Annotated in this window: 15 protein-coding genes and 2 pseudogenes; 11 read left to right on the forward strand and 6 right to left on the reverse strand. The window is 59.5% G+C overall.

Annotation, left to right across the window (positions count from 1 at the left end; all coding sequences use genetic code 11):
• Window positions 1-180: 180 nt before the first annotated feature.
• The 3 genes and pseudogenes from B6S01_RS07380 to B6S01_RS07390 all read left to right on the forward strand — a co-directional run bounded on the left by B6S01_RS07380 (window position 181) and on the right by B6S01_RS07390 (window position 3,206).
• Window positions 181-1,443 (forward strand): TetR/AcrR family transcriptional regulator, encoded by a 1,263-nt coding sequence (locus tag B6S01_RS07380; RefSeq protein WP_051908184.1) that lies wholly within the window; start codon window positions 181-183, stop codon window positions 1,441-1,443.
• Between the two features lie 127 nt (window positions 1,444-1,570).
• Window positions 1,571-2,013: pseudogene (locus B6S01_RS07385) on the forward strand (IS630 family transposase); the annotation flags it as partial.
• Between the two features lie 66 nt (window positions 2,014-2,079).
• A protein-coding gene (locus tag B6S01_RS07390; protein ID WP_202819442.1) for an IS3 family transposase occupies window positions 2,080-3,206 on the forward strand; the annotation gives its coding sequence in 2 pieces (ribosomal slippage) (window positions 2,080-2,311 and window positions 2,311-3,206; 1,128 coding nt in all).
• A gap of 213 nt (window positions 3,207-3,419) precedes the next feature.
• On the opposite strand, the gene B6S01_RS07395 is transcribed toward B6S01_RS07390, so the two are convergent.
• Entirely contained in the window at window positions 3,420-4,427 is a 1,008-nt protein-coding gene (locus B6S01_RS07395) for a GlxA family transcriptional regulator (protein ID WP_081570331.1), read from the reverse strand.
• Between the two features lie 342 nt (window positions 4,428-4,769).
• Between B6S01_RS07395 and B6S01_RS07400 the strand changes: the two genes are divergently transcribed.
• The 3 genes from B6S01_RS07400 (at window position 4,770) to B6S01_RS07410 (ending at window position 7,674) form a co-directional block, all read left to right on the forward strand.
• Window positions 4,770-5,480, forward strand: a complete 711-nt coding sequence (locus tag B6S01_RS07400) for a sterol desaturase family protein (protein ID WP_197053224.1) — start codon at window positions 4,770-4,772, stop codon at window positions 5,478-5,480.
• 78 nt (window positions 5,481-5,558) lie between these two features.
• Window positions 5,559-6,629 (forward strand): alpha/beta hydrolase, encoded by a 1,071-nt coding sequence (locus B6S01_RS07405; RefSeq protein ID WP_051908391.1) that lies wholly within the window; start codon window positions 5,559-5,561, stop codon window positions 6,627-6,629.
• Between the two features lie 430 nt (window positions 6,630-7,059).
• On the forward strand, window positions 7,060-7,674 hold the full coding sequence (locus B6S01_RS07410; RefSeq protein ID WP_051908392.1) for a CPBP family intramembrane glutamic endopeptidase: 615 nt from the start codon (window positions 7,060-7,062) through the stop codon (window positions 7,672-7,674).
• Between the two features lie 103 nt (window positions 7,675-7,777).
• On the opposite strand, the gene B6S01_RS07415 is transcribed toward B6S01_RS07410, so the two are convergent.
• From B6S01_RS07415 to B6S01_RS07425, 3 genes are read right to left on the reverse strand one after another with little or no spacing between them, the layout of a single operon-like run.
• Window positions 7,778-9,028, reverse strand: coding sequence for an ABC transporter permease (locus B6S01_RS07415; protein ID WP_037467526.1), 1,251 nt, complete (start codon window positions 9,026-9,028; stop codon window positions 7,778-7,780).
• Window positions 9,025-10,467 carry an ABC transporter permease gene (locus tag B6S01_RS07420; protein WP_037467528.1) on the reverse strand — a complete coding sequence of 481 codons (1,443 nt, stop codon included), beginning with the start codon at window positions 10,465-10,467 and terminating at the stop codon, window positions 9,025-9,027. Before B6S01_RS07420 ends, B6S01_RS07415 begins: the two co-directional genes overlap by 4 nt.
• On the reverse strand, window positions 10,464-11,201 hold the full coding sequence (locus tag B6S01_RS07425; protein WP_037467546.1) for an ABC transporter ATP-binding protein: 738 nt from the start codon (window positions 11,199-11,201) through the stop codon (window positions 10,464-10,466). Before B6S01_RS07425 ends, B6S01_RS07420 begins: the two co-directional genes overlap by 4 nt.
• Before the next feature lie 151 nt (window positions 11,202-11,352).
• Between B6S01_RS07425 and B6S01_RS07430 the strand changes: the two genes are divergently transcribed.
• Both B6S01_RS07430 and B6S01_RS07435 read left to right on the forward strand, forming a co-directional pair.
• Window positions 11,353-13,545, forward strand: a complete 2,193-nt coding sequence (locus tag B6S01_RS07430; RefSeq protein ID WP_037467529.1) for a TonB-dependent siderophore receptor — start codon at window positions 11,353-11,355, stop codon at window positions 13,543-13,545.
• Between the two features lie 17 nt (window positions 13,546-13,562).
• Window positions 13,563-15,374 (forward strand): M14 family metallopeptidase, encoded by a 1,812-nt coding sequence (locus B6S01_RS07435; RefSeq protein ID WP_037467530.1) that lies wholly within the window; start codon window positions 13,563-13,565, stop codon window positions 15,372-15,374.
• 133 nt (window positions 15,375-15,507) lie between these two features.
• Here B6S01_RS07435 and B6S01_RS07440 read toward each other — a convergent pair whose 3' ends face one another.
• Complete coding sequence (locus B6S01_RS07440) at window positions 15,508-16,140, reverse strand: tyrosine-type recombinase/integrase (RefSeq protein ID WP_037467531.1); 633 nt, start codon at window positions 16,138-16,140, stop codon at window positions 15,508-15,510.
• 281 nt (window positions 16,141-16,421) lie between these two features.
• On the opposite strand from B6S01_RS07440, the pseudogene tnpA reads away from it, so the two are divergent.
• Window positions 16,422-16,726 (forward strand): annotated as a pseudogene (gene tnpA / locus B6S01_RS07445) (IS200/IS605 family transposase); the annotation flags it as partial.
• Between the two features lie 65 nt (window positions 16,727-16,791).
• On the opposite strand, the gene B6S01_RS07450 reads toward tnpA, so the two are convergent.
• The gene (locus tag B6S01_RS07450; protein ID WP_231568043.1) at window positions 16,792-17,511 is read right to left on the reverse strand and encodes a TetR/AcrR family transcriptional regulator; all 720 of its coding nucleotides are present in this window, start codon (window positions 17,509-17,511) and stop codon (window positions 16,792-16,794) included.
• A gap of 77 nt (window positions 17,512-17,588) precedes the next feature.
• On the opposite strand from B6S01_RS07450, the gene B6S01_RS07455 reads away from it, so the two are divergent.
• The gene (locus B6S01_RS07455) at window positions 17,589-19,958 is read left to right on the forward strand and encodes a TonB-dependent receptor (protein ID WP_197053226.1); all 2,370 of its coding nucleotides are present in this window, start codon (window positions 17,589-17,591) and stop codon (window positions 19,956-19,958) included.
• Window positions 19,959-20,044: 86 nt separating this feature from the next.
• Window positions 20,045-20,860, forward strand: a complete 816-nt coding sequence (locus tag B6S01_RS07460) for an SDR family NAD(P)-dependent oxidoreductase (protein WP_037467537.1) — start codon at window positions 20,045-20,047, stop codon at window positions 20,858-20,860.
• The last annotated feature ends 5 nt before the right edge of the window (window positions 20,861-20,865 follow it).

A 20,865-nucleotide genomic window follows, 5' to 3' on the forward strand; every position in this document is an offset into this window, starting at 1 on the left:
CCAGGTGCTTGGCTCGCCCGGCCTATAAGTGGTACGGTACAGAGATGTACCAACTTTGCAATAGCCATTTGCGGGCCTTCCGCATACGGACTGCGATAAGGCTGAAGCGGAAGGGGTTTGGGATTGCGAGCGGCGAAGCAGAGCATACCGGAGCATAGTGGTACCCCGCGCGACCGGCTAATGGCGGCTGCGGAGGCGCTGTTCCTGCGAAACGGCCTCGTCAGAACGAGTGTTGATGCAATCGTCGCCGCTGCGAGGACGAGCAAGCGCGATTTCTACAAGCATTTTAGGGATCGACAGGGGATCTTCCTCGAGATCGCTCAGCAATCGCTAATGGTGCCCAACACGCAGATGGATGCGATCCGGCAGACAATTGAACAAGATGTCCATAAGCTTGCATTCAGCAGTGGCGACATTCAACGGTTCCTGCATATGTCCGCCCGGTTCATCTACGATATGCATCTGGATGCGCAGAGCCTAGGTCTCTTCCGGGCCGCCTTAGCCGCCTCGATGCTGCACCCCGAAGTATCTGGGGCCGTGTACCGCGCGAGATCACGGACGTTGGTGGCAAGCTACCTTGAAGACCATCGGGAGGACCACCGCCTCACATTCGACGACGCTCATCTGGCCGCCATCAGGTTCGGTCATCTTGCCACTGATGGGTTACGATTCATGCTGGGAGCGGATCCACTCTCGTCGGAAGAACGAGAGAAATTAGCGTGGGAGGTTTCTGGTCTCTTCTTGGACGGGCATGCCGCGCCTCGGTTTCGCGCGGGGGATGAACTATCCAGGGTTGACCTCAGCGGCGACCCCACTCCGTCCGACGCTAAGCCGCGGCGCATTATCGAAGCATTCGCGGATACACGCCTTTCTCCTGCAGTATGGGACCGGATGCTTGACACGGCCTGGGCAGAGTTCGGAGCGCACGGTTATGATGACACAAGTTTGGGTGTGGTTGCGCAGAAGGCGGGTGTCTCGAGAAACGCACTCTATCGACAATATGGGTCAAAGGAGAACCTCTTCCTTGCAAGCGCAGGCAGGGTCGTCGATCGGGTTTATGGAGGCTTTACTGTGCCCCAGGGACAATGCGGGCAGGTACACGAGGCCTTGATTGAACTAGCTTTGCAACTACTTCAGCGGTTTCTAATTCCGGAGAACCTAGACTTACACAGACAGCTGCTAATCCACGCTGGGCAAAGACCTGGAATGACAAGTAGAATATACGGCTATCTCACCGACACTGTGCTCAAGGCTCTCTCACCAGTGTTCAAGCGCTTGGGCGATCTGGTGATCAAGCAGGAAGTAGCCGCTCGGGCACCCTGGCGCTTTTTCGTGCTTGCGAGCTTTGGGACGCGGTTTATCTTCGTTCCGCCAGAACATCGCGAACAGCGTGAACTCGCAACAGAGGCAGTTTACCAGTTCCTGTACGGGTGTCGAAGATGACGATCGCGCGCTCAAAGAAGCGGGCACTTCTGTTAGAGCGGTTTTCGACCGCTTTGAATCGATGAGGGATTCCTTTGCGGGCTGATTTGTGATTCAGAATCTGTGCTGGTGAAGGAGGCCAGCGTGGATGGGTCACCCTCTCTCTATGGATTTGCGCGTCCGGCTTCTGGCAGCGGTTGATGGCGGGCTGAGTTGCCGAGCGGCGGCGGTGCGGTTTGGTGTGGCGCCATCGACGGCGATCCGTTGGCATGCGCAGAGGCGCGAGACGGGTGCCTTTGCTTCCAAGCCGCAAGGTGGCGACATGCGATCCCGCCGAGTGGAGGAGCGAGCGGCCGACATTCTGGCCTTATGGGAGGCGCGCAAGGACATCTCGCTCGAAGAGCTGCGCATTGCCTTGGCCGAAGCGGGTCTGACGGTATCGGTTGCCGGGCTGCACCGCTTCTTCGCGCGGCGGGGCATGACGCGCAAAAAAAGACTGGGCATGCCATCGAGCAAGACCGCCCCGACGTCCTGAGGCAGCGCCACGACTGGTTCGAGAGCCAGGTCGATCTGGAACCGGAACGCTTGGTGTTGGACTTGTAACGGTTTTGTGCCGGTCACTTGAGAGTTTAAGGCTCGTTCAAGGAGACCGACGAGATGATGAAGCATAGTGAAGAGTTCAAGCAGGAGGCTGTGCGCATTGCGCTGACCAGCGGGTTGTCGCGCGGACGCGTCGCGTCAGATTTGGGTGTCGGCAAGTCGACGCTGAACAAATGGGTTTCGCATTATCGTCCATCGGACCTGGTGGCAGCGCCGCAGGCAGATCTGGCACGAGAGAATGAACGGCTTCGCTTTGAGAACCGCGTGCTTCGGGAGGAGAGGGAAATCCTAAAAAAGGCGACTCAGTTCTTCGCGAGCCAAAGGCCGTGAGGTTCGCCTTTGTGCACAGCTGGCGGCATCGTTGGCCGGTGGAGCTGATGTGCCGTGTCCTTCAGGTGAGCGAGCGCGGTTATCGTTCCTGGCGCTCGCGTCCAGTAAGTCATCGGGAGCGGACAGACATGAGGGTGCTGGCCCATATTCGGGAACAATATAGCCTCAGCCTTGGCAGCTACGGTCGTCCAAGGATGACGATGGAACTCAAGGAGGCGGGCCTTGATGTTGGTGAGCGTCGGGTCGGCCGCCTCATGCGGATCAACGGGATCAAGCCGGTCCGCACACGCAAACACAAGGTGACGACGGACAGCCACCATCGCTTGGGTGTCGCAGCGAACTGGTTGGATGGCGACTTTGCCGCCGATGCGCCAAATTGCAAATGGGCTGGCGACATCACCTATGTCTGGACATCGGAAGGCTGGCTCTACCTTGCCGTCATCCTCGACCTGCACAGCCGCCGTGTCGTTGGCTGGGCTGTCAGCGATAGGATGAAGAAGGATCTGGCGATCCGGGCATTGGATATGGCGGTGCGCCTGCGCAATCCGCCGCATGGCTGCATTTTTCATTCCGATCGCGGCAGCCAATATTGCTCCTATGACTACCAAAAGAAGCTGCAGGCCTACGGCCTGCGTCCATCCATGAGCGGCAAAGGCAATTGTTACGACAACTCCGCCGTCGAGACATTCTTCAAATCCCTGAAGGCGGAAATGATCTGGCGGCAGAGCTGGCCAACCCGGCGGCAAGCAGAGGCCGCCATCTTTCAGTACATCAATGGCTTCTACAACTCACGGCGGCGCCATTCATATCTGGGCGGGATCAGCCCAATCGCCTTTGAGGCCAAGGTGGCATAATGAGATAGGTGACCGGCGCAAAACCGTTACAAGTCCATGCCATGGACCGCCGTGGCCTGAGAACACCGGTCACCCAGAACCGGCATTTGACGGGCCTGTCTACGCCCACCCGAGCAAAGGTCTCATTACTCGCTCCTAGGTCGTGACGGTACGCTTGTAGGAAGCAAAACGGGTGAACGGCATTGAGTTGCCGCCGCCCTGTCTTCAGGCGGCTTAATCTCGCGTGACAGAGGTGGCGGGTATCCACAGCACTTGCGCCAGCGGATCCGGTTCGTTGGCAAGAGTGCGCGCAGCCTGACGAATGGCCTTGGGCACCTCTCCCGAAAACCGTTGAAAGGCGCGCCGCATGCGCTCCGTTTTTCCAAACCCGGCGGCTTCTGCTACAAATTCGATCGAGGCGGCGCCGGTTGTCAGCATTGCACGCGCAGCCTCGAGGCGCATACGTTCAACAGCCTTCGCGGGCGTCACTCCGGTCTCCTCACGAAAAAGCCGGGCGAATGTGCGGGGGCTCATGCTCATCTTCTCCGCCAGCAGATCGACGGACATGGGTTTCGCGACATTCGCCCGCATCCACATGCGCAACGCATCGAACCGCTTGGACGCACAACCAGTCGCCTGGAGCCACGAAGGCTCGACGTGACCCTCTGCGGTGCGGGTATGAACAAACATTTCGTGCATTACCGCCCGAGCGGCGTCCGGGCCAAGATCGTCCTGGATGAGCGCGATGGCCATTTCGATACCTGCGCTTATTCCTGCGGAGGTCCAGTATTTGTCCTCGCGGAGGAACACAGCATTTCGATCAACGACGACCTTGGGATAGCGGCGCGCAAAATCATCGATCCAGCCCCAATGCGTCGTGGCGCGGATCCCGTCTAGAAGCCCGGCCTCGGCAAGCGCGTAGGATCCTACGCATACGGATGCTACGCGTTTCGCAGTGGAAGCTTCGCGCGCCAGCCACTGGGCAACCGCAGAAATGCTGTCCATGTCCCCCAACCCATATCCACCGGACACAATCACGGTGTCGAAAGGGCCAGAGCCGAAGGCCTCTGCCTCAAGTGAAACGCCGGCGCTACTCCTGACAACGCCGCTTGTAGGTGCGCAAAGAGTAAGGACATATGCGCCAGGCGAGACCAGATTAGCAAAGTCAAAGGCTGCAATAGGTCCCGCCACATCCATGAGCTGGAAGCGCGGAAAAATTGCGAACGCGACCAGCCGCGTCATGGCAGAAAGAGAGGGATTATTGTCATTGATGGTGATCCTCTACTTTGGCATTCAGACATAAGGGATCCCATTAACCTGAAGCATAGACATCATACAGTGCATCGGGCGAGCTCGCAAATGCTGCCGAAATTTGCCGAACGAGGCCGATCATAGACGACTTGTAAGTTTTCATCGAAAAGAGCGCATCAAGACGCCTGCAAAAATATGGGGAGGAGGCGAATGCCCTTATTGCTGATCGGGGGTGCCATGGTCGGATGGTTCTGCCTGATGATCTATCTGGGCCACCGCTATCCCGTCGTGAAGATACCTGCCAAGGCGTATCTGACCAATGCGCTGGCCGCCGTGGCTGCGGGCCTGATTGGAATACCGCTTGCATATATCACTGGCGCAGCCGCGATCTGGGCGTCGCAGGCGACTGGCCTACAACTAAATCTCATCCATCCGGATCGGATTGGGTTGGGCCTGCCTGTGGTGGACGAGGCACTTCGCATTCTAGCGATGATCCTTGTGCCTTTGGCAGTCTATGATTTCTGGCTCGCATTCTCTCACCGCTTGGAGCACCATGTTCCAGCGCTCTGGGACATCCATCAGGTTCATCATTCGGACCGCTGGATGAACCCGCTAACGGTGTTCCGGGACAATTTCCTCCAGATCCAGTGGCGCAGCTTCTTCTCGATGCTGACAATCGGCCTGTTCGTCGATCTGAATTTCAAGGAAGGCGGACAGGCCGCGGTCTATTCTCAACTGTTCCTTTTCGCCTGGGCTGCCCTTTGTCATTCGAATATTCGCGTGGAATTGCCGTGGCTGGAAGGGATTCTGGTCACGCCGCAATACCACCGGATCCACCATTCTACTCAAGCTGAACATATCGATAAGAATTTTGCCGATGTGTTTCCATTATTCGACATGCTGTTCGGCAGCTATGTTCGGCCGAGAAAGGGTGAATTCCCGGAGACCGGGCTGGCGTCGGGAGAAGCCATCGACGGGATCGGCGGGGTAATTTTCGCTCCCTTCCGTTCCTGGCTCAAGCGTCTGCGGCTCCGCTTCCGCTAGAGTTTCGGCCAAACCCATCATCACATAGCTGGCTAAGATGCGCCCCCTCGCATCTATAGCTACAATTAGGAGTAAGCGATGCGCATCACGGCAGTTCTGCTCGGTATGAGCCTAACACTGTCGTCCTTGGCAGTGGCCCAGGACCGACCAAATCCGATCTCTCCCGATCGCACCGTCACCGTGCCGAGGTTCCGACTGCCGCCGTCTGTCTACCTGAGCCGGGAGGCTCGCGAGCGCATGGCGAAACGACCCGCCGACACCGGCGCTGCTCTCGACAGCATCGCTAGGGGCGGCTCTGAGGTCGCGCGGCGGATCCGCAATGGACAAGACAAGGTCGCCCTCGCACGCTCTGCTGAGATGGGCAGGCGCTACGGCGTGACGATTGAAGCGACTGAGATCGCAGGCATCAAAGGCTATTGGGTTCGTCCCGAGAAGGTCGCTCCTGCCAATAAAGGCAAGGTGTTGGTCAATTTGCCGGGCGGGGGCTTCGTGGTCAGTGCGCCCGGCGCTGGCGCCATAGCAGAAGCCGCGCCGTTGGCAGGAATGGCCGGGATAGCCATACTGACGATCTCGTACAGCCAGGCACCGGAAGCGAGATTTCCTGCGGCGAGCCGCGATGTCGCTGCCGTCTATCGTGAGCTCCTCAAGACCCATAAGGCGAGGAATATCGGCTTCTTCGGCGGCTCTGCTGGTGGGCTGCTGACGGCGCAATCGCTCGCCTGGTTTCAAAAGGAGAGCTTGCCCACGCCTGGCGCGGCCGGCGTCCTTTGCGCTTCGGCTGACGCTCGCTGGGCGGGCGATGCCTGGTACTGGTTCAAGCCGCTGCAGGGTCTCACCGCACCGCCAACACTGGATGAGCGCTTCTATTATGGGGATCATGATCTCTCCGATCCGCTTATGTCCCCGATAGAGTCCAGCGAAGTGTTGAAGCGTTTTCCGCCCACGCTCCTTATCACCGCCACCCGGGCGGGAGAGTTGAGCGCGGCGGTGAATACCCATCGCTTGCTCGTCAAAGCAGGGGTTGAGGCGGATCTGCATGTCTGGGATGGTTTAAATCATTGCTTTTATACGGACGATAAGATCCCAGAATCGCGAGAGGCATTTGGCGTCATGGCGCGCTTCTTCACGCGGCACCTTGGCAGCAGGTAGACGGCTGAAGTCTGGAGCACGAATTGAGCAGCCTCTCGAGCCGTCTTCTTCTGCTACGAAATGGAGGCGTGCAACGCGAGATACGATCACAACAGTTATGCAATGAGTGACCGCGGACTGTTACCAACGCAAACCGCCGCAGCTAACACATCAGGGGGATTCTATGTCGGTTTCGAAAAGGGCAACTGTCTTCCTCATTCTGACCTTCGTCCTGAGCTGGAGTCCGATAATTTTCGCTTCGATTGGCGGCCACCGGGACATTTCATCGGCGCCCTTTTCCTTCTTTATCGCTCTTTTCGGACCTGTTGTAGCGGCTGTGATTTGTTCCCTCGCTTTTGAGAAGGGCCACCGGCTAAACGCGCTTGGGCTTCGTCTTCGGATCAGTGTCTGGCTTATTCTGGCACCCGTGATTGCAGTCGCCCTAGCAGTTATGAACATTGCCATCACTGCTTCACTTTCGACGCATGAGCTTGCCGGCCTCGATGGCATGGCGAGACAGTTTGCGGATTTGCGTCATCAAGATTATTCAGATCCTCGATCTTATCTCCTCGTGATGGCGAGCTTCACCGGGCTGACTTTTCTCGGCAACTCCGTACTCTACACCTTCACGGAGGAAGTCGGCTGGCGTGGCTACCTTTACCATCTATGGCGGCCATTCGGCTTTTGGCGAAGCTCGATTGCTACTGGCCTTGTCTGGGGCATTTGGCACTGGCCCATGATCTATTTGTTCGGTCTGAATTATCCCGACCACCGCGCTCTCGGCCTGGCGATCTTCCCTATTTCCACAATTTTGTTTGCCGTCATCCTGACGCTTGTGCGTGACCGTGCCGGCTCTGTGCTGGCGCCAGGCATACTGCACGCTGGTGTCAACAGCCTAGCTTTGATCGTACTGGTCGTGCTGGACCATCCGACATATCCATGGGATGCGGTCGGCATAGGCTACTTGGCAGCCTTAGCGGCGGGGGCACTGGTGACTGCGGCTTTCCAGCAGGCAAAGCCGCAATCGTTCGTCCGCCACCGCTGCTGGACGACACAGCCCAGATGAAAGATGCTCGGCCTACGTCGACCAAACCTCGCCATTCAGAGTGGGAGGCTTGAAGGGCAGCTTGTGCCAATTCAAGCCGTTCCAGAACATCCATCTGCCACCCTCAGCCCCTAAACTTTGGTGCCTTTTCAAAGTCGGCCTTGCCGAAGGGTGTGTCCGTGAAGAGGTAGCCGTAGTAGAAATTGCGCAGGCGCTTGTGGAAGTGCCGGATCCGGTCCTGATAGGCGAGTTGCGCTTGCATGTCCGTTTCGGCGAGCCGAGCGAGTAATGTCTGCACTCCGACGGGCGGCAACAGCCAGCCGACGCTGTGAGCCGCCGCATCACGCGCCTCAATCCCGCGGCGATAGGCTGCGACCTTGCCCGCGACGCTTTCATCCCCGACCTGATGAAAGGCGAGATACCATTTATAGTGAAAGGCGGCGGTCAGCGGCGGACTGTCCCTCCATTCGGGATGGTGCGCATAGAAGGCGCGCATCGTGTCCTCGCGCGGGATATCCCAGGCGCGGTTGACCGCTTCACGTTGGGCGAGCGTCAGTTCCACGCCTTGGCCGACCGGAATGGCCTGGTTGATAGCCACATGGGCGACTGTCGGCAGGATCAGCGTCAGCACGAGCCATAAGCCCGCCAGCGTCGCTGCATTGGCAACCGACGACCAGCGCAGCCGGGCGATCAGCAACGTCACACTTATCCAAAAGGCGAGATAAAGCACCACCATCCCCAACACCGCCAGCAACGTGACGCCCGGCACCTGGGACAAGATCGCGCCAATCGCCAGCGGCACTGCCAGCGCCAAGAACAGCAGTCCGCCGCGCAGCAGAACCCGGCGCGCCCATAGATGCCGCCCCGACCCGGCGATCGCGTCCAGCATGCGCAGGCGGCCAGCTTCCCGTTCACCCGACACCAGATCGTGGAACAACGCAATCACGAACAGCGGTGTCAGATAGACCAGCACGAAGGCGAAATCGAAGCGGCCCGGCAGGGCGAGTTCGGGATTGAACGCCTCTCCGTCATAGAGTTGCGCCTCCAGCCCGAGCGCGCGGATCCGCAGGATATAGGGCGCAACATCGCGCAGGCCGAGCGCGGCGAAGGCCAGCGGCGCGGGCGCATCCCATGTCGCGTGAAAGCTGTAATAGGCCGCGCTGCCTGCGTCCTTCGACTTGTCCACCCATGCGGCGATGCTGGCGATATCCTGCGCCTGTTGGGGCTGGATGCGGGCGATGACATCGCGTTGGCGGGTGACCTCCGCCATACCCGCCGCCACGGCGGCGATGGAGAGCAAAGCGACTAGAAGCAGCGCCAGCACCGCCATGCGCGATCGAAGCAGCAGGCGCAGTTCATAAGCGACCAGTGTCATGGACGGGCTTTCTGAAGATGACGGGCGACCGGCAGCAGCGCCAGCGCGGCGATGACCAGCCAGGCGAGCAGCAGGCCAAGGCCGGGCAGGCTGGCTTTGACCAGATCGGCGGCTCGGGCAGGCTTGAATTGGAATTGCGGGATGGTCTCCCAATGGCCCGCGGAGATGCGCTTTCGCCGATCGGCGCCCGCATCCTTGGCGGTGTCGTTGGCATAGCTGACGGCTTCGGCCTGAAGCCTGTTCAATCGCTGCACCATGTCATAGCGATAGGCCTCGGCCTGTGTCATGAAGCGGCGATGGCCGGTCAGGTCGGTGCCCGCCGCGGCCATCGAAAGGCGCTTTAAGGCAATGGCGGGACTTATGATTCCAAAGCCGTCGTTCAGGCGGGTCTGCGCGGCCTGAATAGCGAAGCTGCGGTCGGCATAATCGTCGAACAGGCCAGATGTGAGTTTCTCGCCCTCCATGGCCAGCAGGCCGCTATAATTGACCGGCAGATCTTCAACACGGGTGACGCCATATTGGCGCAGCGTCTTCTCCTTGAACGCCTTGAAGAAAGGGTCGTCGGGATTGTGGCTGTCACCCAGTTTATGCAGGTCTCGGGCGATGGCGATGTCCGTTTCCAGTCGCGTCGGCAGGGCATGGGCCTGCGCCGCGACATCAGGGGCAATGCGGGGCAGCAGGATGACCAACACGACCCATAGCGCGAGCAGGGCGAGCAGCGCGTCGCGCCCCCGCCGCGCCAGGGCGGACATAAGGATGACGATGATCGCCCACAGCGCCAGATAGGCGGCATAGCCCAGCGCGATCACAAGCATAGGCCCGGCCAGCGCGCCTGGTTGCCCGGCGATCAACAGGAAAGCGATCATGGCGGGCAGACCGACCAGCGCCGCGACCACACCCAGCGCCAGCAGCTTGCCCATGACCACCGCGCGGGCCGATACGCCCTGCACCAGCATCTGACGCAGCGTCCCACGTTCCCTTTCTCGCGCGACAGCGCCATAGCCAAGGAAGATCAGCAGCAACGGCGCGATCACCTGCAAAACGAAGGCGGGTGTCAACTGACCGAAGCGAACGAGCATCGAGGACTGGCGGACATCGCCGAAATTGGCGCTGTTCTGCCGATGCCCCTCCAGGAACATGCTGTTGCCGGTGAAGGCGTCGACCCCGGGATCGAAGGCGGCCAGCAGTCCGAGCGGACGAAAGACAAAATTGCCGAAATGCACCATGCGATGCGGGTGTCGGTCGGGCTGGGTTTCGAATTCCTTCGCCGCCTGCGCCTGGAAACGGGCGCGGGTTTGCGTGATCGACTGCTGGTGCGACCAGCTGATGAGCGCAGCGGCCAATGTCAGAAGGACGAGCAGCGCAAAGGCGACGACGGCGACGCGATTGCGCCGCATCAGGCGGAGTTCGTCGCGCGCGATCAGGGTCACGGCGCTCATGCGGCGGCGACCTCGCGCGCAAATTTGCGGTGCAGTTCACGCACGTCGAACCGTTCCTCTCCCTGGGCGCATGCTTCGTCGACGATGCGCCCGGATTCGAGGAAGCCGATGCGGTCGGCAATGTCGGCCGCCGATAGCAGGTCATGCGTTACCATCAGCACAGCCGCGCCTTTGCGCGCGACATCATGGACCAGCTTGTTAAAGTCTGCTGTAGCGCGCGGATCGAGGCCGGAGGACGGCTCGTCGAGCAGCAGCACCGGCACTTCACGCAGCAAGGCGATGGCGATCGCGACTTTCTGCCGCATTCCCTTGGAGAAGCCGGCCAGTCTTTTGCTCCAAGCGGCGGCTTGCAATCCTGTCGCCTCAAACGCGCCGTCGATTGCATCGGGAACCGGATGGCGACCCGCCAGCGCCAGCAAATAGGCCGCATTTTCCCGCGCGGTCAGATGTTCGTACAGCGCGACATTTTCAGGGACATAGGCGACCTGCTCTCGTGCCTTCTCCGGCTCCGCCGCCGGATCATGACCCGCAACCAGCACCGTGCCGCTGTCCGGCCGGACAAAGCCCAGCAGCGTCGACATCGTCGTCGACTTGCCCGCGCCATTGCCGCCCAGCAAGGCATAAATCTCACCCGCATCGACATGCAGCGCCAGGCCACGCAGCACGGATTGGCTGGCATAGGACAAATGGACATCGGACAAGAGGATGCGCTGGCCGGTCGCGGTCAGGGACATGAATATGGCTCCTTGGCTGTTGGTGCGCAGCATTCCGGCGGATCAGCACATTGTCAATGGTATAATATAACATTTCCATTTGACGCGTGCTCGACTGATCCTTTAGGGGCGGCGCTCGATGAGATGCAGTCTCATTGCAACAGGGGAATTTATGGCAATCCAACTGCAGCGCCCGCGCGCGCATGTCCCTTTACGTCGGCTCCGCGACGTCACGCTGCCACTTGCGATGGGTCTTGCCGGTGCGTCGGCACAAGCCCAAACCGGCGACGCGATCCACCACTCCGAGCAGGGTGAAGACGCCATCACCGTGACTGGCGTGCGCCAAGCCTATCGCGGCGATTTCGCGGTGCAGGAAATTCCACAGGCGATTACCGAAATCAGTGCCGAGACGTTGCAGCAGAATAACATCCTGCGCCTGACCGACGCTCTGGACATGAATGCTTCGGTCGCGCGCCAGAATACATTGGGCGGCCTCTGGGACAGCTTCGCCATTCGCGGCTTTGCCGGCGATGAAAATCTGCCGAGCGGCTATCTGGTCAATGGCTTCAACGCGGGGCGCGGTTTTGGCGGCCAGCGCGATGTCGCCGGAATCGAGCGGGTTGAAGTGCTCAAGGGGCCGGCGGCGGCGCTGATCGGTCGCGGCGAACCAGGCGGCACGATCAACCTTGTGACCAAACAGCCGGAAATCGGTCGGACCTTCGGCGCCGGATCTCTGCAATATGGCAGTTATGATCGGTTCCGCGCCGACGCCGACGCCAATCTGGCGCTGACCGATGGCATCACCGCGCGGCTGTTCGGCTATTATGAGAAGGGCGACACGTTCCGCGACTATGTGTCGCAGACGCGCTGGGGCTTCCTGCCCTCGATCGGCGTTGCGCTCGGCGATCGGACGCGCCTGACCTATGATTTCGAATGGACCCGCGTGGAAGTGCCGTTCGATCGTGGCATCGTCGTCCTCGACAATGACTTCAACACCGTGCCGCGTTCGCGCTTCCTGGGCGAGCCGGGCGATGGCGACACGGTGGCGCGCGCCACCGGCCACCAGTTGCGGCTCGACCATCAGTTCAATGATGACTGGAGCCTGCTGGTCGGGGCCAGCCATCGCGACACGCTGCTGACCGGTTTCTCGTCCGACGCGGAGCAGACCGCTTCGCGCCAGAAACTCTATTTCGATGGTCATTCCCTCTCGCGTCAGCGCCGCTCGCGGCGCTACGATGCGGAACATAGCGTCGTTCGCGCTGAAATTGCGGGTAATTTCAAGATCGGATCGTTGCATCACCGCGTGCTGATAGGCGGCGATTTCGACCAGTTCGAATATGATAATTATTTCACCCGCTTCCGTCCGCCGGCCGTCGGCACGAACCCGAGCGATCAGGCCGGCTATGTCATCGACATCGACAATCCGGTCTATGGCCGATATCCGCTGCCCGCGACGCCGGTACTGACCGATCGCCTCGATACTCAGCGCAGCTTCGGCTTCTATGTGCAGGACCAAATCAAACTGACCGAACGGCTCCAGATCCGGGTCGGCGGTCGCTACGACAATTTGACGCTGAAGGTGGACAACCGCGTCCTTGCAGCGGCAAATCGGTTTAACAGGCGAAAATATGAGCGGTTCAGCCCGCAGGCCGGCATCGTTTATGAGCTAAGTGATCCGATCACCCTCTATGCTGCTTATGGCCAGGGATATCGGGCGAATGTCGGCGCCGATTTCTTCAACAATATCTTCGATCCCGAAACCAGCGAGTCCATTGAGGCCGGGATTAAGCTGAGTACGCTGGGCGGCGCGCTGACCGGAACCTTGTCCGTCTATCAGCTGACGAAGGACAATGTGCTGGCGAGCGACAATAATAATCCGGGCTTCTCCGTCGCTATAGGCAAGGCACGCAGCCGTGGCGTGGAACTGGACGTAAACGGCCATCTGCCGGGCGATATCGATATCCTGCTAAGCTACGCCTATACCGATGCCGAAGCACGCGAAGCGGTGAACGATCCCAATTTCGCCACCCGGATTCTGCCGGGCGACAAATTGATCAACATCCCTGACCACAATCTCAACATCCAGGTCGCAAAACATTTCGAACTGGCCGGGCGCGGGGCGCAACTTGGGGCGGGTATGCAATATGTCGGCGAGCGGCTGGGTGAGACGGGGACGAACTTCACCCTGCCCTCTCACACATTGTTCCGCCTGTTCGGCAGCGTCGATGTGATCGAGGATGTCGAACTGTTCGGCACCATCAGCAACCTGTTCGACAAGCAATGGTATGCCAGCAGCTACAGTTCGGTCTGGGTGCAGCCGGGAACGCCGCGCACCGCCACCATCGGCTTGCGCGCCCGCTTCTGAGCCGGGAAGATAGAGACATGAGCAAGACGATGTCACGCCTTCTGAGCGTAGCGGCGCTGTGCGCTGCTGGCACGGCTACCGCGCAGCAACCAACCCATACGCCTCTGCCGGGGCTGCCGGCGTCGGTGTTACCGCCAGCGCTGCCCTGGTCCGGCGCGAGCGAGAAGCTGATCGTCGCTAAGGACGATCCGTGGATCACGCCCGCCGAACAGGCAGGATTTGCCACCACGCCGCGGTACGCGGAGGTCGAGGCTTGGCTGAGGCGGTTGGACGCAGCCTCTCCTCTCATCAGCCTTGAGACCTTCGGTCGGACCGGCGAAGGGCGTGACATGGTGCTGGTCCGCGCCAGCAAGGGCGGGGCAGGCAAGCCGGTCGTGCTGGTGCAGGCGGGCATCCATGCGGGAGAGATCGATGGAAAGGATGCGGGCCTGATGCTGCTGCGCGACATCGCTATGCGTGGCAAGGACAGGCTGCTCGACAAGGTCGATCTGGTGTTCGTTCCTGTCTATAATATAGATGGCCATGAGAAGATGAGCCGCTGGAATTTCCCGGCGCTGCGCGGTCCGGCGGAAAAGGGCTATGTCGGCAACAGCCGTAACATCAACCTGAACCGCGACTATGCGAAAGCGGATGCGCCTGAAAGTCGCGCCATGATCGGTCTGCTGCGTCGGCTGGACCCGATCCTCTACATCGATTGCCATGTCAGCGACGGCTTCGACATGCAATATGACATCACCTTCACCTATGCCGGCTGGGGCCGCTATGCCTATCATCGCGCGACCGCGGACTGGTTGCAGCGCCGCTTTGGGCCTAACGTGACGGCGGCGCTGGAAAAGGCGGGCCATATCCCTACCATCTATCCGAGCCCGATCGACACCCGCGAACCGGCCAAGGGCATCCGCCAAGCACCCGAGGGACCGCGCTATTCGACCGGCTACGGCGATTTCATTGGCGTGCCCACGGTGCTGGTCGAAAACCACATGATGAAGCCCTATCGCCAGCGAGTGTTGGGCACCTATGTGCTGCTTGAGGCGGCGCTTAAACTGGCTGGGCAGGATGCCGCGCAGATCGCCGGCGCGAAAGCCGGCGACCGGGCATCGCGCCCGGCCGAGATGCTGACTCGCTGGAAGCCCGCTGCGGAGCCGGTCGGCTGGGTCGCACAGTTCAAGGGCATCGCCTTCGACACCTATGTGTCGCCAGCGAGCGGGCGTGAGGAGCAGAGATGGCTGGGTCGCCCGGTCAACTGGCGGATGCCGATAATGGGCCAAGAACCGGTCGAGACGGTGCGTCTGCCCAAGGCATGGTGGATACCGGCGGAGCAAGCCGATGTGATCGATCGGCTGACGGTGCACGGCATTCGCTATGAAGTGCTCGACGCCCCGCGCACCCTGACGCTCGATCGCGTGCGCCTGGTCGATCCGAAGTCGATGCCGGTGCGGGATGCGCGCATGCCGCTAGACACGAGATTACGGCACGAGGCTGTGACTGAAACGCTGCCAACCGGTACGGTGTACGTGCCGGCGGACCAGCCCCTTGGCCTGCTGGCAGCGGCCCTTCTCGAACCCGAGAGCCAGGACAGTTTCCTCGCCTGGGGCTTTTTCCCTGAAATTCTCGCTTCGCCCCCAGGCGCGGAGGATTTCGTGCGAGCGCCAATCGCCGATGCCCTACTGGCCGGCGATCCGCAGATCCGAGCCGAATTTGAGGGCAAGCTGGCCGCCGACGCCACATTCGCGGCGGATAGCAGCGCCCGGCTTGACTGGCTTACCGAGAGATTGCCCGATCGGAGCGATTACTACCATATTTACCCGATCAGGCGAGAGCGTAACTGACTGGTACAAGCAGCAGTTTGCGACCGGAACGACGGCTTACTGTCCGAATGTTGCCCCAGCCTCTTGCCTCGGAACGGCGGCTTTGTCCCAGCGACCGTGTCCGGCTCTACACCGGAAACGGACGCCAGTGGGCTTAGATCTCGGTACTCTCGGCGAGGGCAAGAGCATCCTCCACATCGATTCCAAGGTAGCGAACCGTGTTTTCGATCTTGCTATGGCCAAGCAGGATCTGAACGGCACGAAGGTTGCCGGTGGCCCTATAGATTATCGAAGCCTTCGTTCGGCGAAGTGAGTGCGTGCCATACTCGCTTCGCATCAGACCGACACCTGTTACCCATTCGTCAACAAGCCGCGCATACTGGCGGGTGCTGAGGTGCCCCTTATGATCAACCCTGCTGGGAAAGACATAATCGTCCACCGTGCCGCCGCGCCGATCCAGCCAAGCCAGCAGGCTCGCCCGAGCGTCCGGCAGCAGTTCGAACTGGATGGGCCGTCCCGTTTTCTGCTGCATCACGATTGCCCGCGTCCGGATCTGTCCGCCGCTGACAATGTCGCCGATCTTCATCTGCACCAGGTCGCAGCCCCGAAGCTTACTATCGATCGCCAGATCGAACAGCGCCCGATCTCGCAGTCGGCGGCGCTGATTGAGGTAAAAACGGATTTCCCAGATCTGCTTTGGTTTCAGAGCCCGCTTGGCACCGACGGTCCTTCCGGCATTCCAGACCGGGCGCTTGGTGGTGGTGAGTTCGGTTTCAGGCATCTCCATGGTCGTTCTCCTATGGCCACATTGGCCATCTGCAGAACGCTTGCCGGCGAGGTCGCGGGCGAAACACTTTTGGGCTTGTGCCGACCAGACCCGGTCACTCAAATCAGCCACCAGGAACGTCTGCTCCAAACAAAAGCTGCCGATCTGTCATTTCGAAGCGAACGGTCAGCGTTGGGCCCAAAAATGTGACCGGATGCTCGCTTATGGAGAAGCGAAATGCTCTCGCGATTTCCGACCGTATGAAGCGCCCATCCATCTGGCGTAGCTGGCTTCCTTTATGTATCCGGCAGGTATGTGCCGAGATGGGCGGCGTGACCATCGTCCATGGCGTGCTGCCTCGTGATCATGTCCATATGTTCGCCGAGATATCGCCGCACGTCTCCGTCAGCGAATTCGTTCGCCGCGCCAAGGGGCGGTCATCGCGCAAAATCCAGCAAGAGTTCGAACACATCCGCAAGCGCTACTGGGGGCAACGCTTCTGGCAGCGCGGATGCTTCTCGACGACATCCGGCAACATCACCGATGACACCATCCTGCGTATCTTGACAGACATGGCCACAAAAATGGCTTCAGCCCCTCGCCATGATCCTCCCGGCGTCAGCCGGTCAGTCATTCAGCTCCCACACCCTCTTTCGTCGCACCGTGAAAGCCTCAATCAGATTGAACTGCGGCTATTAGTGGGCCTGAGCCAAAGCGGGTGATCGCATCCCGATAGAAGCCAGCTATGAAAGCGGCTTTGGCTTCAATCTGCTGAACGGTAAGGGCTGGCACCACCCCGGTTGCAGCAACCTCCAGAAGTTCTTCAGAAACAGACCACAGGAGCATCGAAGCAACGCGTCCACAGTCGACGTTTTTGATGAGCCCACGCGCTCTGAGATGTTCAAGATAGTGCCTCAGCGGAGCAAGGAGGTTTTGCTCCCTCGACCTCAACATCTCATCTCGAAACTCAGGGAACTTCCTTCCTTCCCTGACGCTGATCATGACAATGCCGACAGCATTTTCGGAACGGAAGATGTTTATGAGACGGCGGACGCGCTCCAGCAAGCCCTCATAGAGTGGTAGATCATCTTCTGCGGCCAAGCTGGCGCTGGATGAATTTTCGGACGCTCGCTGAAGAACTGCACGCAACAGGCCCGGCTTGCCACCATACTTGGCATAGATTGTCTGCTTCGAGACTCCAGCCTCCTTCGCGATCACGTTCAAAGTGGTGCGTTCGTAACCAAGCTTGATCAGCAAAGCCTCTGTGGTCGCGAGCAATGCGTCAGTCCGTTCAGCAAGCTCCTCGACCTTGGGCCGTCCAGCCCGGCTCCTCGATTTTTGTGCGGCAATCATTGCGCTCTCTTGACCAACATCCCCAAGTGATGCAATCACGAACAAAATGGAACCAGCCGTTACTGATTAAGGCCGGCAAAAGCAAAAATCGGGCAGGTGATATGAGGGAGGATGACATGAACAGCTCAAGACCGATCGTAGGACTGCGCACCATGGCGGCTATGGCAGTTGTGTTGGCAAGCGCTCCAGCGGCGGCGCAAGTGACAGCCGATCAAGGGACTGCGCAGGCGGACGAGATCATCGTCACTGCGACGCGCCAGAGCGCGAATTTGCAGGATGTGCCGATGGCCGTCGACGTTGCTACTGGTGAAAAGATCGAGCGCCTGTCGATACTGACCGTCAGCGACATCCAGCAGCTTTCACCCGGTTTGCAAATCACCAATAATACGGGCCGAAATAATACCGCGACATTGCGGGGCATCTCCTTTGACCCAGACAGCGGCGCGTTCCCGGCAGTGGAGGTGTATCTCAACGAAGTGTCGGTCAATGCGCAGCAGGTTTTTAGCGCGTTGTACGATATAGAACAGATCGAAGTGCTCCGCGGTCCCCAAGGCGCAACGCGTGGCAAGACGGCTCCGGGCGGCGCCATCACCATTCGGACCCGAAGGCCAGACCTGACCAATTCGACCGGCTACCTGCAAGGAACATTGACTGACCGGGATGCCTTCAATGTTCAGGGAGCAGTTTCTCTTCCGATCAAGGCAGATGTCCTGGCCTTGCGCGCAGCTTTGCTGGTGGATGGCAACCGGGCAAATCATGTTCGCAACATCCCGACTGGTGAGCGGTCCTATTCTCACACGATGAGCGGCCGCTTCAGCCTTGCCTATCAACCGACGCCAGACCTGCGCGCAGACCTTGCCTACCAATATCTGAACGTCGACGCGCGGCAGTTTCAGCAGGTGGCGGGTCCTGGCAATCAGCCTAGCCTGCTGGACCCGACCTTGAGCGGGCCTGCCATCGATCCTAAGGACAGATATGGAGTTACCGAAGGCCCGGCTCGCTTCCGTAACGTATCCCACTTCGTCACGCTGAACGCTGGATGGGATATGGGATCGCACCGGCTTGATTTTTCAGGCGGCTATGTCAGCAGCAGGCTGCTCGCGTCGCGAGATCTTGACGTTACAAATGCCGTGCCCGGCTTCATCCAGGCGCAGGATACCGATACGCAATATGATGGGTTCACTGGCGAACTGAGACTGAGCTCGCAATTCGACGGCTTTTTCAACTATTCGCTGAGCGCCTACAGGTCGGCGATCAAGGGACCGACGCACGTCACACAGCAAAGCGCGACATTCTTCCCCAGTACAGTCTTGGGCCTGCCTGTTCCACCGACGCCGGTGCCGGCTTCAACCGGACTTTACCTGCCGCTAAATGTGGGTATCGACGTTCCAGTCAACAATGTCACGAAGTCGATCGCGGGCAGTGTTGCGCTGCAATTTACCGACAAGCTCCGAGCAGAAGTTGCAGCGCGCTACAATTGGTTCCGGACAAACTTCCAGACCTATCTTACCGTGGCGACACCCGGGCTCCCTCTGTTCGGAGTGCCAGCCGGTGTGCTGACCGGGCCAAATTTGGCATCCAATCCGCAGACGGCCTATCACTTCAAAGCTTTAACCGGCAGCGCCAACATCGTTTACGAGGCGTCGCCCGACGTAACAGCATATTTGTCCTACGGCCGCTCTTTCCGCTTGGGACCGATCGCGGTTGGACTGACCGACCCGCTGAGCGCTGAACTCACCCAAACCAAAAACGAAACTTCTGACTCGATCGAATTGGGCGTGAAGACCCGGCTGTTCGATCGGCGCGTGACATTCAATGCGGCCATCTTCTACCAGTGGATCAACGACTACATTTCGCGTGTGCCGGGCGTCTATTACTCGGTTCCCCAGAACGGTTCCATTACGCGGTCTTTTGACTTCAACTTTAATGGCGACGTCAGGTCGAAAGGTGCGGAAGTCTCCATCTCCGCCGCGCCTACGCCCAACTGGAACCTGGATGTAGCCGCCAGCTATGTTGATGCGCGCTATCAAAACGCAGTAGCGCCCTGTAACAGTTTCGATGCCGCTGGGAGGATCATCATCCCCATCGGCCAGGAAACGGCACAGTGCCTGCGCGATGACCGCATCGCGGAGATCCCTAGATTCAGCTTGAGCGCGAATACGGAATATCGCGTCCCCATCGGCGAAGGGAATGGCTTTGTACGTGCTTTGGTCACCTATCAGCCTGGCTTCCGTTCGGAACTGGCCCAGTTTGACTATCAAAGCCTCACCAACGTCAACCTGTTCCTGGGCTTCCGAAATGGGAAAGGCTGGGAGATTTCTGGGTTCGTGAAGAACCTCTTCAACCAGGAACGTATCCGCTCGATCAGCACCGCGACCGGGCAGGTAGGCACGACCGATCCAAACGTCGTTTTCAATTCGGGCTATCGGACCGTGACACTCACGCCGCCGCGTGAGTTCGGGATCATGTCCACCTTCAGTTTCTAAATAGGGGCGAAGGCACGTGGTGCGGGGCAATCCGCATCACGTGCCTGGTCCCTGCTTCCTTCCCTCCTTATAAAACAGGTGCTCAGATGAATCGCTTACAGGATAAGATTGCTATTGTTACCGGCGCTGGCCGCGTCGGAAATATCGGCGTTGCGATTTGCGATGCCTATCTGCGCGAAGGCGCGAAGGCTGTCGTGGGTACTGATCTGCGCACAGATGAAGCGGCTCAGATCATCAGTGAGATTGAAGCGAAGCATGGTGAAGGCCGTTTTCGGCTTCTGGCGCATGATACGACCAAGGAAGAAGATTGGCGGAAGGTCATTGATACTACGATCAGTGAATTTGGTGGGATCGATATTCTGGTGAATAATGCAGGCATCTCCGTCCATGGTGGCGTTGAGAGCACGCCGCTACATGAGATGAGCAAGGTGATGGCGGTCAATCATGACGCGCTGTTCCTCGGAATGAAGCTATGCATTCCGGCCCTGTCAGAATCCGCCCACCGGTTCCCGGGCGGCGGGTCAATCATCAACACGCTGTCCATGGCCTCCTACATGCCGAGCGCCAACAACCTCAGCTACCAGGTTTCCAAGGCGGCAGGACGGATGCTGACGCTTTGCGCAGCGGTGGAACTCGGCCCCAAGCGGATCCGGGTCAATTCGGTTCATCCAGGGCTTACAGTCACGCCCCTGCTCCGCGAGGCGTTCCAGGAATATGCCGACCAGGGGCTGTGGGAATCCTACGAGGCAGCGGAAGACGCCGTCGCTGCCATGGGACCGCTCGGCATCAAGAGCTATCCGGAAGATACTGCGCACGCATTCGTCTATCTGGCATCCGATGAATCGCGCTTCGTCACTGGCGCGTCATTGTACCATGACGGCGGCATCGGTCAGCGGTTCTAGGATCG

Source organism: Sphingobium herbicidovorans (assembly GCF_002080435.1).
In the GTDB taxonomy this organism is placed as follows: domain Bacteria; phylum Pseudomonadota; class Alphaproteobacteria; order Sphingomonadales; family Sphingomonadaceae; genus Sphingobium; species Sphingobium herbicidovorans.